This window comes from Streptomyces sp. NRRL S-1813 (assembly GCF_000719605.1).
Taxonomy (GTDB): Bacteria; Actinomycetota; Actinomycetes; order Streptomycetales; family Streptomycetaceae; genus Streptomyces; species Streptomyces decoyicus.
The window spans coordinates 1-12,629 of sequence record NZ_JOHB01000029.1; the positions used below are offsets into that span (position 1 = coordinate 1).

General features: G+C 71.8%; 11 protein-coding genes. 3 read left to right on the top strand and 8 right to left on the bottom strand.

Going from position 1 to position 12,629, the window contains the following annotated elements; all coding sequences use genetic code 11:
- The first annotated feature begins 433 nt into the window (after positions 1-433).
- Together IF67_RS0130065 and IF67_RS0130070 are read left to right on the top strand one after the other, a co-directional pair.
- On the top strand, positions 434-1,462 hold the full coding sequence (locus IF67_RS0130065; RefSeq protein ID WP_030990985.1) for an ATP-binding cassette domain-containing protein: 1,029 nt from the start codon (positions 434-436) through the stop codon (positions 1,460-1,462).
- Positions 1,463-1,535: 73 nt separating this feature from the next.
- Complete coding sequence (locus tag IF67_RS0130070; protein ID WP_030990986.1) at positions 1,536-2,366, top strand: ABC transporter permease; 831 nt, start codon at positions 1,536-1,538, stop codon at positions 2,364-2,366.
- Between the two features lie 52 nt (positions 2,367-2,418).
- Here IF67_RS0130070 and IF67_RS0130075 read toward each other — a convergent pair whose 3' ends face one another.
- A complete protein-coding gene (locus IF67_RS0130075; protein ID WP_078889714.1) occupies positions 2,419-5,973 on the bottom strand; it encodes an AfsR/SARP family transcriptional regulator in 3,555 nt (1,184 codons plus the stop codon).
- A 154-nt stretch (positions 5,974-6,127) separates the two neighbouring features.
- On the opposite strand from IF67_RS0130075, the gene IF67_RS0130080 reads away from it, so the two are divergent.
- On the top strand, positions 6,128-6,934 hold the full coding sequence (locus IF67_RS0130080) for a site-2 protease family protein (RefSeq protein ID WP_030990990.1): 807 nt from the start codon (positions 6,128-6,130) through the stop codon (positions 6,932-6,934).
- 20 nt (positions 6,935-6,954) lie between these two features.
- Here IF67_RS0130080 and IF67_RS0130085 read toward each other — a convergent pair whose 3' ends face one another.
- From IF67_RS0130085 to IF67_RS0130115, 7 genes are all read right to left on the bottom strand, one after another.
- Complete coding sequence (locus IF67_RS0130085) at positions 6,955-7,164, bottom strand: hypothetical protein (protein WP_030990992.1); 210 nt, start codon at positions 7,162-7,164, stop codon at positions 6,955-6,957.
- A gap of 110 nt (positions 7,165-7,274) precedes the next feature.
- Positions 7,275-8,009 carry an NADPH-dependent F420 reductase gene (npdG, locus tag IF67_RS0130090; RefSeq protein ID WP_030990993.1) on the bottom strand — a complete coding sequence of 245 codons (735 nt, stop codon included), beginning with the start codon at positions 8,007-8,009 and terminating at the stop codon, positions 7,275-7,277.
- Positions 8,010-8,155: 146 nt separating this feature from the next.
- Positions 8,156-9,004, bottom strand: coding sequence for a carbohydrate ABC transporter permease (locus IF67_RS0130095; RefSeq protein ID WP_030990995.1), 849 nt, complete (start codon positions 9,002-9,004; stop codon positions 8,156-8,158).
- Positions 9,001-9,987, bottom strand: coding sequence for a carbohydrate ABC transporter permease (locus IF67_RS0130100; RefSeq protein ID WP_037840037.1), 987 nt, complete (start codon positions 9,985-9,987; stop codon positions 9,001-9,003). The genes IF67_RS0130095 and IF67_RS0130100 overlap by 4 nt, the downstream gene beginning before the upstream one ends.
- The gene (locus IF67_RS0130105) at positions 9,984-11,318 is read right to left on the bottom strand and encodes an ABC transporter substrate-binding protein (protein ID WP_030990999.1); all 1,335 of its coding nucleotides are present in this window, start codon (positions 11,316-11,318) and stop codon (positions 9,984-9,986) included. The genes IF67_RS0130100 and IF67_RS0130105 overlap by 4 nt, the downstream gene beginning before the upstream one ends.
- Positions 11,315-11,593 (bottom strand): hypothetical protein, encoded by a 279-nt coding sequence (locus IF67_RS0130110; RefSeq protein ID WP_030991000.1) that lies wholly within the window; start codon positions 11,591-11,593, stop codon positions 11,315-11,317. Before IF67_RS0130110 ends, IF67_RS0130105 begins: the two co-directional genes overlap by 4 nt.
- 297 nt (positions 11,594-11,890) lie before the next feature.
- Positions 11,891-12,574 carry a FadR/GntR family transcriptional regulator gene (locus tag IF67_RS0130115; protein WP_030991002.1) on the bottom strand — a complete coding sequence of 228 codons (684 nt, stop codon included), beginning with the start codon at positions 12,572-12,574 and terminating at the stop codon, positions 11,891-11,893.
- Positions 12,575-12,629 lie beyond the last annotated feature (55 nt).

Below are 12,629 nucleotides of genomic sequence, written 5' to 3' on the forward strand. Positions count from 1 at the left end.
GTGTGTGGACTGCTTCGCTTTACGCTCCGCTGCGCTCCGCCTTTGCTCTTTCTTGGAGCCTTCGGAAGCAAAGCCCACACACCAGGCCCCTCCGGCCCGCCCCCTCCCGTAAGTGGATGAGTGAAGGTGGGTGGGGGCGGGCCACCGACGTGGCCGTTTCCAAGTGATCCACAAGCAGCACCGGACCACCTACGCCCACCCCACCGGCCTTCCCCCATCCCCCAACGGGAGGGGACGCGCCGCAGGACGAAGTCCGCAGGAGCGGCACCGGACCCAACAGCCCGCGCAGCGACCCCAGCCCGCCGCAGGCGCAACGGCGACAAACCACCACGGCGGGACAGCCAACAACGTGGGGCGCAAAGCAAAGCGCAGCGGAACGGCATGTCGGCAATCTGTCGGTGCGTTGTCGGTGGCGGCTGGCACCTTTGGGGTCATGACGCGACAGACGATAACCACCAAGGGCGGAAACGCCGTGGAGGTGCGCGGTCTGGTCAAGCACTTCGGCACGGTCAAGGCCGTCGACGGGGTGGACCTGGACGTGAAGGAAGGCACGGTGCTCGGCGTGCTCGGCCCCAACGGCGCCGGCAAGACGACCCTCGTACGGTGCCTGTCCACCCTCCTGGTGCCGGACTCCGGCAGCGCCTTCGTGGCCGGCTTCGATGTGGTGCGCCAGCCTCGCGCGCTGCGCCGCACGATCGGCCTGACCGGGCAGTACGCCTCGGTCGACGAAAAGCTCTCCGGCTGGGAGAACCTCTACATGATCGGGCGGCTGCTCGATCTGCCCCGCAAGGATGCCCGCCGGCGCGCGGACGAGATGCTGGAGCGGTTCTCGCTGACCGAGGCCGCCAAGCGGCCCGCGGCCAAGTACTCCGGCGGGATGCGCCGCCGGCTCGACCTGGCCGCCTCGATGATCGGCCGGCCGGCCGTCCTCTACCTGGACGAGCCGACCACGGGCCTGGACCCCCGCACCCGTAACGAGGTGTGGGAGGAGGTCCAGCGGATGGTGCGCGAGGGCGCGACGGTGCTGCTGACCACGCAGTACATGGAAGAGGCCGAGCAGTTGGCGAATGAGCTGACGGTCATCGACCGCGGCCGGGTGATCGCCGAGGGACAGGTCGACGAGCTCAAGGCCAAGGTCGGCGGGCGCACGCTCCAGATCCGGCCGTCGGACCCCGGCGAGCTGGAGCGGATGGCGGGCGCCATCGCCCGGGCCGGTCTGGACGGCATCGCGGGCGCCACCGCTGACCACGACGGGGGTGTGGTCAACGTACCGATCATCAGCGACGAGCAGCTGACCGCGGTGGTCAACGTGCTCGGCCGGGAGGGCATCGCGCTCGCCGGTATCAGCACCCATCTGCCCAGCCTGGACGAGGTGTTCCTGGCCATCACCGGCCAGAAGACCTCCGAGGCCGAGGCATCCGAGGACGACAAGGAACAGCAGTACGTGGAGGTATCGGCATGAGCGAGCGCAGCGAGCGAATCATCGAAAGGTGCGTGCCGCGCGCATGCGAGGCCGAGCGGAGCGGGGTTTCAGCATGAGTGCCGCGACGATGACGGCACCACGGGTGAAGGCCGGCAGCGATGAGGGCCGGATCGGCATCCGCGCCAATCTGCGGCACATCGGCGCGCTGGTGCGGCGCAACGCCCTACAGATCAAGCAGGACCCGGAGTCCATGATGGACGTCCTGCTGATGCCCATCATCTTCATCCTGCTGTTCGTCTATGTCTTCGGCGGCGCCATCGCCGGCAAGGGCCATCAGCAGGAGTACTTGCAGAATCTGGTGCCCGGCATGATGGGGATCATGGCGGTGAACATCGCCATGGCGGTGGGCACGGGCGTCAACGAGGACTTCCGCAAGGGCGTCATGGACCGCTTCCGGACGATGCCCATCGCCCGGTCCTCGGTCCTGATAGCCAAGATCGTCGTGGAACTCGGCCGGATGCTGCTCGCCACCGCGATCCTGCTCGGCATGGGCTTTCTGCTGGGCCTGGAAGTCCGGGGCAGCATGCTGGAGTTCCTCGGCTCGATCCTGCTGTCGATGGCCTTCTGTGCCGCCATGATGTGGATCTTCATTCTGCTGGGCCTTTCCATGAAGACCCCGCAGGCGGTGCAGGGCGTGGCGATGCTGGTGCTGATGCCGCTCCAGTTCGGCTCGTCGATCTTCGCGCCGCCGACGTCGATGCCCGGCTGGCTGGAGGGCTTCGCCAAGGTCAACCCGCTGTCCAACCTCGCGGACGCGGCCCGCGCGCTGGTCAACGACCGCGGCGCCGTGGCGCACCCGACGCTGGTCACGCTCGGCTGGGCGGTCGCCATCACGGCCGTCACCATGCCGCTCGCCGTGGCGAAGTTCCGCAAGAAGACCTGACGCGCGTCCCGTAGGGGACTTCTCTGCGGGACGGCCCTTCGCCCGGCTCGCGTCAGATGAGGGCGGTGGCCTCTCCGATGGAGAGGCCACCGCCTTCGGCGTACGCCTGCGTATAGGCCGTATCCCCCAGCAGCGCCCGCGCGGCCGCCTCGGTACGGGCCCGGTCGTCGCGGATGACCCGCGGCGGGACATGACTGTTCGCCCGCAGCGCGTCGTACGCCCCCACCAGGCGCGCCGCGTCCCGCCCCGCGGACTCGCCCCGCACCCCCATCAACACCCGCCCCCCGGTGAGGAGTTGCAGTACCGGGAGGTCCGGCGCGATCATCTGCGTGAGGGAGTCCTGCATGCGGCCCATGGCCGTCCGGAACCTCGTCAGCAGCTCCTCGCCGCGGTGCCCCTCGTCCAGGTCCAGCGAGATCAGCGACATCTCCAGTATCCCGGTGAACAGGTCCGGGGCGCGCGGGGTGAAGATCTCGCGCACCGCGTACAGTTCCGCCCGCGCCTCCTGGCGGGACCCCTTCATCGTCAGCCACATCGCGAGGGTCAGCCGGGCGAACGGCTCGGTGTCACGGCCGCAGTTGCCCTTCGCGGCGTCGGCCAGCACCTCGCGCAGCAGCCGCTCGCCGGTCTCCTCCTGCCCGTCCTCGATCAGCACGGCACCCAGGCGGCAGCGCAGCAGCAGGGTCTGACCGTGCGCCCCCACGTTCTCGGCGTGCACCGTCGCCGCCCGGTAGTCGCGCGCCGCGAGCGCGTACGCCCCCCGCCTCTCATGGGTTTCGCCGCGCCCCGACAGCGCCTCGGCCGCGCCCCATGCGTCGCCGATCCGCAGGAATGTGCGCAGCGCTTCGTCGGCATCGCGGGCCGCCTGCGCCAGCCCGTCGGGACGGTCGTTGAGGATCTTCGAACGGAGCTGAAGGATGTAGCCCAGCTCCCATTCGTAGCCGAAATCGCGGCAGGCCTGCACCGCGCTGTCGACGAGCACGGCCAGCTCGTCGAACCGCCCGGTGATCATCACCGCGTAGTACCACAGCGCGCCGGGCACCTTGCAGGTCTGCGGCATGCCGGTGCGGTAGACGGTGAGCATTCCGGCCAGCTCCTCCTGCATCGCCGGATCGCGCAGCGCCTCGAAATCGCTGTCCCTGCTGGAGAGCGCGACCAGCCGGACCTCGCGGCGGGCCTCCATCAGCTGGTCGGGAGCCATCGGCGGGGGGTTGTCGATGGGTCTCTCGTGCAGGTCGGGGGCCGGTTCGGCGGGTGGGGCGAAGGGGTTGGGGCCGAGTGCGCCGACCGCCGTCGCCCAGTGGCGGGCGTCGCTGCGGTGGTCGCGCAGCGACCAGAACCACTGGAGGGACAGCACCAGGCACAGCGCCTCGTGCTCGTCACGTGCGGCGAGGGCACGGCGCAGCGCGGTGCGCAGATTGTCGTGCTCCAGCTCCAGCCGCTCCATGCCCGCCCGCTGGCCGGGGCCGCGCAGCAACGGGTCGGTGGTACGGGCCAGTTCGCGGTAGGCGACGAGGTGGCGGCGCTCGGCTCCGCCCCGCTCCCCCGCCTCGTCCAGCCGCTCGCCGGCGTACTCCCCCACCGTCTCCAGCAGCCGGTAGCGCATCTGGGTGTCCGGCGCCGGGGCCGCCACCACCAGCGATTTGTCGATCAGCGAGCCGAGCAGCCCGGCCACCTCGCGCCCGTCGACGCCGTCGCCCGCGCACACCTCTTCCGCGGCGGCCAGATCGCAGCCGCCGGCGAAGACGGACAGCCGGCGCAGCACCGCCCGCTCGGGCTCGTCGGTCAGGTCCCAGGACCAGTCCACGACCGCGCGCAGCGTCTGCTGGCGCGGCAGCAGCGTACGGCTGCCGCTGGTCAGCAGCCGGAAACGGTCGTCGAGCCGGTCGGCGAGCTGCCGCGGCGAGAGCAGCCGCAGCCGGGCCGCGGCGAGTTCGATGGCGAGCGGCAGCCCGTCCAGCCGGCGGCAGATCTCGGTGCAGGCCGCCGCGGTTTCCTCGTCGGCGTCGATGCGGAAGCCGGGGCGGGCGGCGGCCCCGCGGTCGGCGAGCAGCCGCAGCGCGACGGGGTCGGGCAGCGGCTCGACCGGCCGCAGCACCTCGCCCGGTACGGCCAGCGGCTCCCGGCTGGTGGCCAGCACCGTCACACCGGGGCAGTCGGCCAGCAGCCGTTCGGCGAGCTCGGCGGCGGCACCGATCACATGCTCACAGTTGTCGAGGACGAGCAGCATCCGGCGACCCGCGCAGTGCTCGGCGAGCCGGCCGAGCGGGTCCAGGGCGGTCGGGTCGGCGGCGGCCCGCAGGCCGTCCGCGGCGGTGCCGCGGACGACCGTCTCGCGGGCGCCGAGCGCGGTCAGCACCGCCTCGGGCACGGTCTGCGGATCGTCCACGGGCGCCAGCTCGGCCAGCCATACGCCGTGCGGCCAGGCGTCCGGCAGCGCGGCCGCGGCGGTCTCCGCGCCCTCCTGCGACAGCCGGGTCTTGCCGGCGCCGCCGGGGCCCAGCAGCGTCACCAGCCGGTGCCGGGCCAGATCGGCGCGGATCGCCGCCAGATCGGCGTCCCGCCCGACGAAGGAGGTGAGCCGGGCACGGAGGTTGCCGGGGCGGGGGCCGGCCGGGGTGAGGAAGGGCACCGGAACGGCCGCGAGGGCGGCGGCGCCGGGCCGGTGCGCGGGGTCGGCGCCGTGGGGGGTGGCGTGGGTGGCGTGGGCCGTTCCCGTGCTGTGCGGGGGTCCACTGCTGTACGGGGTGCCGGTGCCGTACGGGACTCCCCCGCCGTACGAGGTCCCGTGGCTGTACGGGGCGGCGGCCGCGGCTCCCGGCGCCGGGTGCGTGTGCGGCGACCGGACAGGCGGCGGAGCCGTCTCCGGCGACGGCCGCAGCAGCTCCGCGTGCAGGGCGCGCAGTTCCGGGCCCGGGTCGGCGCCGAGGCGGTCGGCGAGGCCGGTGCGTATCTCCTCGTAGGCCGCCAGTGCCTCCGCCGTGCGGCCCGCGGCGCGCAGCGCACGCAGCCGCAGGGCCTGGAGCGGCTCGTCCAGCGGATGGTCCCGGCACAGCGCGAGGAGGGTGGGCAGCGTCCGGTCTGCCCGGCCGAGGGCGAGGTCGGCGGCGAGGCGGGTGCGCTGGGCGTCCAGCCGGCGGCTCTCGGCGCGGGCCGCCTCGACGCCCGCGTCCGGGAGATCGGCGAGGGCCGGGCCGCGCCAGAGCGCCAGGGCCTCGTCCAGCAGGGCGGCCGCGCCCGACGGGTCCGCGGCGACGAGCGCCCGGCCGCCCTCGGCTGCGAGCCGTTCAAAACGGTGCAGATCGACGGCGTCGGGCTCGGCGCACAGCCGGTAGCCGCCGTCGGCCGAGACGACCGCGGCATGCCCCAGGGCACGGCGCAGCCGGCCGACCAGCGCCTGGAGCGCACCGGCCGCGTCGGCCGGCGGGTCCAGATTCCAGATGTCGGCGATCAGCACGTCCGGGGACAGCGCCCGCCCGGGGCGCAGCGCGAGGGCGGCGAGCAGCGCGCGCAGGCGTGGCCCGCCGAGCGCGACGGGGGTGCCGTCGGCCCGGTCGGCCTGGGTGGTGCCGAGAATTCCGTAGCGCACCGGCCCATTGTCGTTCAAGGCCGGACTCCGCAGGCACCGAGCGTCGTTTTCGGTCACGGGTCCTGGGCAGGGGTCGGTGAGCGAGCCCGTCGGCACGGAACCGATGCGCCGGCCGCCGTGACGCGGTTACGGTCAGGGCTGCCCCTCACCAGACCCCCGGGAGCCCCGCACCATGACCACAGCAATCCGACGCGCCGACCGCCGCATCAGCCCGGTCTTTCTCGCGCTCGTCGCCGTCATGGCGGGGTCGGGATGGGCGGTGTGGAGCGAAGCGGTCCCCGGCTACACCGGCTTCGCGGTGTTCTTGTTCGTGGTGTCCGGCTGGGTGGTGTCGCTGTGCATGCACGAGTACGCGCACGCCCGCACCGCGCTGCACAGCGGCGACATCTCGGTCGAGGCCAAGGGCTATCTGACGCTGAACCCGCTGAAGTACACCCATGCGCTGCTCAGCATCGTGCTGCCGGTGATCTTCGTGATCATGGGCGGGATCGGGCTGCCGGGCGGCGCGGTGTTCATCGAACGCGGCCGGATCCAGGGCCGCTGGCGGCACAGCCTGATCTCGGCGGCCGGACCGCTGACCAACATCGTGTTCGCGGCGGTCTGCACGGCGCCGTTCTGGCTGAACGGGCTGGCGGGCGTGCCCGCTCCGTTCCGTTTCGCGCTGGCGTTCCTGGCGCTGCTCCAGGTGACCGCCGCGATCCTGAATTTCGTGCCGGTGCCGGGTCTGGACGGCTACGGGGTGATCGAGCCGTGGCTGTCGCACAAGCTGCGGCGGCAGGTGGAGCCGTTCGCACCGTTCGGACTGCTGGCGGTCTTCGGGCTGCTGTGGGTCCCGGAGGTCAACGAGGTGTTCTTCGAGCTGGTGCACACGGTCCTGCGCGGCCTCGGCGTCTCCGCGATCGACACCTACCTCGGCCAGGAATTCTTCCGCTTCTGGCAGGGCGAGCCGCAGCTGCCGCAGACCGGCGGCCTCTTCTGACGGGGTCCGGCGGGCCGGGCTCAGCCGGCCTGCTGCGCCCGCTGCACCTTCGCCCGGCGCACGTAGAACCACGCCATGTTGCTGGAGATACCCGCCAGCAGGATCCAGACGATGCCGAAGAAGCTGCCCGCGACGAACGCGACGACGGCCGCGGCGACCGAGAGGACACACACGGCGAGGGCCATGAGAGCGAGTCGGCGGCCCGGGCCGGGCGGGGGCAAGAGGGGCATGGGAGCGGCTCCTGTCGGGAGTGGTGCGGTCCTCCCCAGTGTCCCCCATGCCCCGTGTGCGCCGGCCGGCGGTCCGTCGGCGACCACCACCGGCGCCGCGGACGGACGGCTCAGACGTCGGTGATGCGCAGCCCGGCGTGCGCCTTGTAGCGCCGGTTGACCGAGATCAGGTTGGCCACCAGCGACTCGACCTGGTGGGCGTTGCGCAGCCGGCCGGCGAAGACACCACGCATGCCGGGGATGCGGGCGGCCAGCGCCTGCACCAGGTCGGTGTCGGCGCGGGACTCGCCGAGAACCATCACATCGGTGTCGATCTGCTCGGTCTCCGGGTCCTGGAGCAGCACCGCGGACAGATGGTGGAAGGCGGCGGCGACCCGGGACTCGGGCAGCAGGGCCGCGGCCTGCTCAGCGGCGCTGCCCTCCTCCGGCTTGAGCGCGTAGGCGCCCTTCTTGTCGAAGCCGAGCGGGTTGACGCAGTCGATGACGAGCTTGCCGGCCAGCTCCTCGCGGAGCGCCTGGAGCGTCTTGGCGTGCCCCTCCCACGGCACGGCGACGATCACGACATCGCTGCGCCGGGCGCAGACGGCGTTCTCCTCGCCCTCGATGCCCAGGCCGAGTTCGGCGGCAGCGGTCCGGGCGCGCTCGGCGGCCCGGGAGCCGATGATCACCTTCTGGCCGACTTGGGCGAGCCGGTAGGCCAGTCCGCGGCCCTGGTCCCCGGTACCGCCCAGGACACCGACCACCAGGCCGGAGACGTCCGGGAGGTCCCAGGGATCGCGCTTGAGGGCGGCCTTCGCGCGGGTCGCGGCGTTCGGGGAGAACCGGGCATCGTCAGGAGTAGTCATGACAGCGATCCTGTCACGCGTGGACGGCGAGCCGGCCAGTCCCTCCACAGTGAGCCGGTCCTGCCGTCACGACGATCCGGCCGTGGCGTGCGCGCACCCCCGTCATCCGGTCACGGACGAGCCGGTCATGCCGTCACGGCGGACCGTCACGCCTTCACGCTGCCCTCGGCCAGGCCCGTGCGCCAGTACCGCTGGAGCACCGTCATCAGCACCATCAGCGGCACCACGGACAGAAAGGCGCCGCCCACCGTGTACTGGTAGAGCACCGGTTGGCGGTCGGCGTAGCCGGTCCAGGAGGTCAGGCCCAGCTGGACCGGATAGAGGTCGGAGTCCGAGAGCATCACCAGCGGCAGGAAGTAGTTGTTCCAGATGTGCACGAACTGGAACAGGAAGACGGTCACCAGCGCCGGGGTCATCAGCCGCAGCCCGAGCCCGCCGAAGATCCTGGCCTCGCCCGCACCGTCGATCCGGGCCGCCTCCAGCAGCGAGTCCGGGACCGCGGCCGCCGCGTAGATCCGGCACAGATAGACGCCGAACGGGCTGACCACGCTGGGGATCAGCACCGCCCAGTAGGTGTTGGACAGACCCATCGCGCTGAAGAGGAAGTAGAGCGGCAGGGCCAGCGCGGTGCCGGGGATCAGCACCCCGGCGAGCACCACGTTGAAGACCGCCTCCCGGCCGCGGAACGGGAATTTGGCCAGCGCATATCCGGCCGCGGCGGACAGCAGGGTGGCGCAGACCGCGCCGGTCCCGGCGTAGAAGAGGGAGTTGGCGAACCAGCGGGCGTAGACGCCGTGGTCGTAGGTGAGGACGTCGACGAGGTGGTCGATGGGGTGCGGATGGCCGGAGAACCAGAAGCCGAAGGTGCCGAAGAGGTCGGCGCTGTTCTTGGTGGCGGAGACCACCAGCCAGTAGACGGGCACCAGGAAGTAGAGCGCGGCGACGGTCAGCAGCGAGGCGGTGATGATCCGGTAGCGGACCGGAGGCCGGGTCATCCGTGCCCCTTGGCGCGCCCGCCTGCCAGCCGCAGGAAGCCGAACGACAGCACGCACGCCACCAGCGCCAGCAGCACCGCCTCGGCCGCCGCCACATGCTGGTTGTTGCCGACGAACGCCTCGCTGTAGGCGTGCAGGTTGGGGGTGAAGCCGGAGTCGACGGAGGAGGCCAGCGGGCGCAGCACCATGGGTTCGGCGAACAGCTGGAGAGTGCCGATGATGCTGAAGACGGTGGTGAGCACGAGCGCCGGCCGGATCAGCGGGAGCTTGATGTGCCGGGCGACCTGCCAGGCGCTCGCCCCGTCGATCCGCGCCGCCTCGTACAGCTCCCCCGGTACGGCCTTGAGCTGGGCGATCAGCACCAGCATGTTGTAGCCGGTGAACTGCCAGGTGACGATGTTGGCGATGGACCACAGGACGGTGCCGCGGGAGAGGAAGTCGACGTCCCAGCCCACGGAACCGGCGATCTTCACCAGCGGGCTGATGCCCGGGACGTACAGGAACCCCCACAGGATCGAGGCGATCACGCCGGGCACGCCGTACGGCAGGAAGAAGGCGCTGCGGAAGAAGGCGACCCCGCGGGCGCTCGCGCTCTCCAGCAGCAGCGCAAGGACGGTGGCCAGCACGATCATCAGCGGGATCTGGACGGCGCCGAAGAGCAGCACCCGGCCGAAGCCGGTCAGGAACCGGTCGTCGGCGAGCGCATGGGCGTAGTTGGCGAGGCCGGCGAAGGCCTCCTGTTCCCGGCCGCCGAGGCCGAGCGGTCCGGTGCGTTCGGTTTTCTGGAGGCTCTGGTAGAGGGCGTAGCCGATCGGGGCGATGAAGCAGAGGCCGAAGAGGGCGAGGAAGGGCAGGACGAACCCGGCCGCGGCGCGGGCGTTGCGGGCCTCGGTGCGGGAGACGCGGCGCGGGCGGCCGCCGGTGCCCTTGCGCGCCCGTTTCCGTACGACGGGCTCCGGTCGGCTCAGCGTGTCCCGGCTCACCCGCCGCTCTCCACCTTCAGGCCCTTGTCCTTGAGGTCGGCGAGGGTCTGGCGCTGCACCTTCGTGAGGACGGAGCGGAAGGAGCTGCCGTCGGCGAGCGCATCGGTGAAGGCGTCGCCGAGCCGCTGGTAGAGGGTGTCCACGCCGGGTCCCCACCGCCAGCTGGTGTCCACATGCGCCCCGGCGTCCGCGAAGACCTTGCTGTACGTCTGGCCGCCGAAGAAGTCCTTGTCGACATCGAGATCGGTGGTGGCATAGCCCTTCTTGGCACTGGGGAAGCCGTAGCCGCCGTCGATCAGCAGCGCGATCGACGCGGGGTCGGTGTTGAGCCAGACGGCGAAGTCCAGGGCGTCCTTGGGGTAGCTCGCCCCGGCGAAGACGGCGGTGGTCGAGCCGCCCCAGTTGGCGCATGCCTGCTCGCCCGCCTTCCACTGCGGCAGCGGCGCGGCCCGCCACTTCCCCTTGGTGCCGGGCGCATTGCCGACCAGCAGGGCATCGCCCCAACTCGCGCCCACCCAGGCCGGGATGGCGCCGGTCTGGAGATCCTTGTACCAGGCGTTCTGCCGGTCCGGGATGGTCTTGACGAGCTTCTGCTTGACGAGGGATTCCCAGTAGTCGGCGACCCTGCGGGTGGGTTCGTCGTCGATGTGCACGATCCAGGTGTCGCCGTGTGTCCCGTACCACTTGGCGCCGGCCTGCCAGGCGAGGCCGGAGAAGCGGTTGCCGTTGGTGGGGGCGAAGGTCTCGATCCAGGCGCCTTTCTTGCGGACGGCCTTGGCGGCGGCCTCGTACTCGTCCCAGGTCCGCGGTGTCCGCACCTCCCACCTGTCGAAGAGGTCCTGGCGGAGGAACAGCCCCATCGGCCCGGATGCCTGGGGGATGGCGTAGACGCCCTTGCCGAAGACGGACTGCTGCCACTGCCAGCCGAAGAACTTGTTCTTGTGGCGGGCGGCGCCGAGCGGGGCGAGGTCGAGCAGCCCGTTGTCGAGCAGAAAGCCGGGGACGACGGGGAATTCGATCTGGCCCAGGTCGGGCGGGTTGCCGGCCTTGATGGCGGCGTGCATCTTCGCGTACTGCTGACCATTGACGGCCGACACCTTCTCGACCTTGACCTGCACCTCGGGATTCCTGCGGTTCCACAGGTCGACGGGCTTGCCGATGCCCGGCACCCAGGACCAGAAGGTCAGCTGGATCTTCTGCCCTTTCTTGCGCTCCCGGGGCGCGTTGCCGTCGCCGTCCCCGCTGTCGCCGCAGCCGGCGAGCGCGAAGCCGGCGGCGAGGGCGGCCGCCCCGCCCAGGACCGTTCTGCGGTGCACGGTGTTGCTCGTCATACCGGCTCCTCCACGGGGATGCGGCGGAAGGTGATCGTCGAGTACGCGCTGAAGCCGCCCGTCCCGTGGAGCGCTCCGACGCTCCCGCGGTCGAGGCGTACGGGGCCGGAGCGGGCGGCCGGGAGCCCGGCGGGGGCGGGCGCATTCCGCGGGGCCGGGCCGCTGTCGCGGCCGGTGCGCAGGGAGATCGGGGCGCGGGCGGCCGGCTGCACGGGGCCGGGGCAGGCGTCCTCCGCGGTCCCGGCCCGGTACGGCACTGAGCTCTCGTACGCCATGGGTCACCCCCAACGGGCAAGGACGTAGGACGTCCCTTGTCCTGCGGCGACCATAGGGAGTGCCCAACTGACCGTCAAGGCACCGCACATGGCGTCTTTCCGCGTCGGCAAAGGCGCCGTCGACTCAGGGTGAAATCCCGGTGAACGGGCGCGGCGGCGCCCATGAGGAAGCCCGTCAGGCGCGTTTGCGCCGCTACTCGGTCCGCCGCGCCTCCGCCGTCATCCGGTCCGCCGCGCTTCCGTCGCTACTCGACCCGCCACACTTCGGTCGTCACCCGGCCGGCCGCGCTTCCGTCGCTACTCGGTCAGCCGGCGCCGGATGCCGTCGAAGTGCCGGTGTATCGCCTCCACGGCGCGGTCGCCGTCGCCCGCCTCCAACGCGTCCACGATCTCCTTGTGCTGACGATGCGTCACCTCGGGATCGGGGCCGTCGTCGGAGAGGTCCTCGCGCACCCGGCGCAGCGCCGCCCAGAACGCGTCCAGCACCTCGCTCAGCAGATGGTTGCCCATCGAGCGGTACAGGGCGAGGTGGAAGGCCCGGTCGGTGGCGCTCTGCACCTGCCCGCCGCGCGCCTCCTCCGCCATCCGCTGCACCAGCCCCTTGAGGACGGCGAGGTCCTCGGCGGGCAGATTACGGGCGACGGTACCGATCAGGCCCGCCTCCAGCGCCTCGCGGACCTCCATCAGCTCGTACAGACTCGACTCGCCCTGGTGGTGGCGGACCGCGGCGCGGAAGGCGACGCCCTCGACGAACGGCTCCAGGGTGAGCGGGCCGACGTAGGTGCCGAAGCCGTGCCGGATCTCCACGATGCGCATGGCCTGAAGCGCCTTGAGCGCCTCGCGCACCGAGTTGCGGCTGACGTCGAGCAGGCCGACCAACTCGGCCTCGGTGGGCAGCGGATCGCCCGGCGTCAGCCCGCGCCGGAGGATCAACTGCTTGATCTGCGCCTGCACATCCTCGGCCATCGTCCCTCGCGCCATGGAATCTCCCTCTCCCGCTCCCACGCCTGCCGTGCCGCCGGCCCGTCCGCCACCC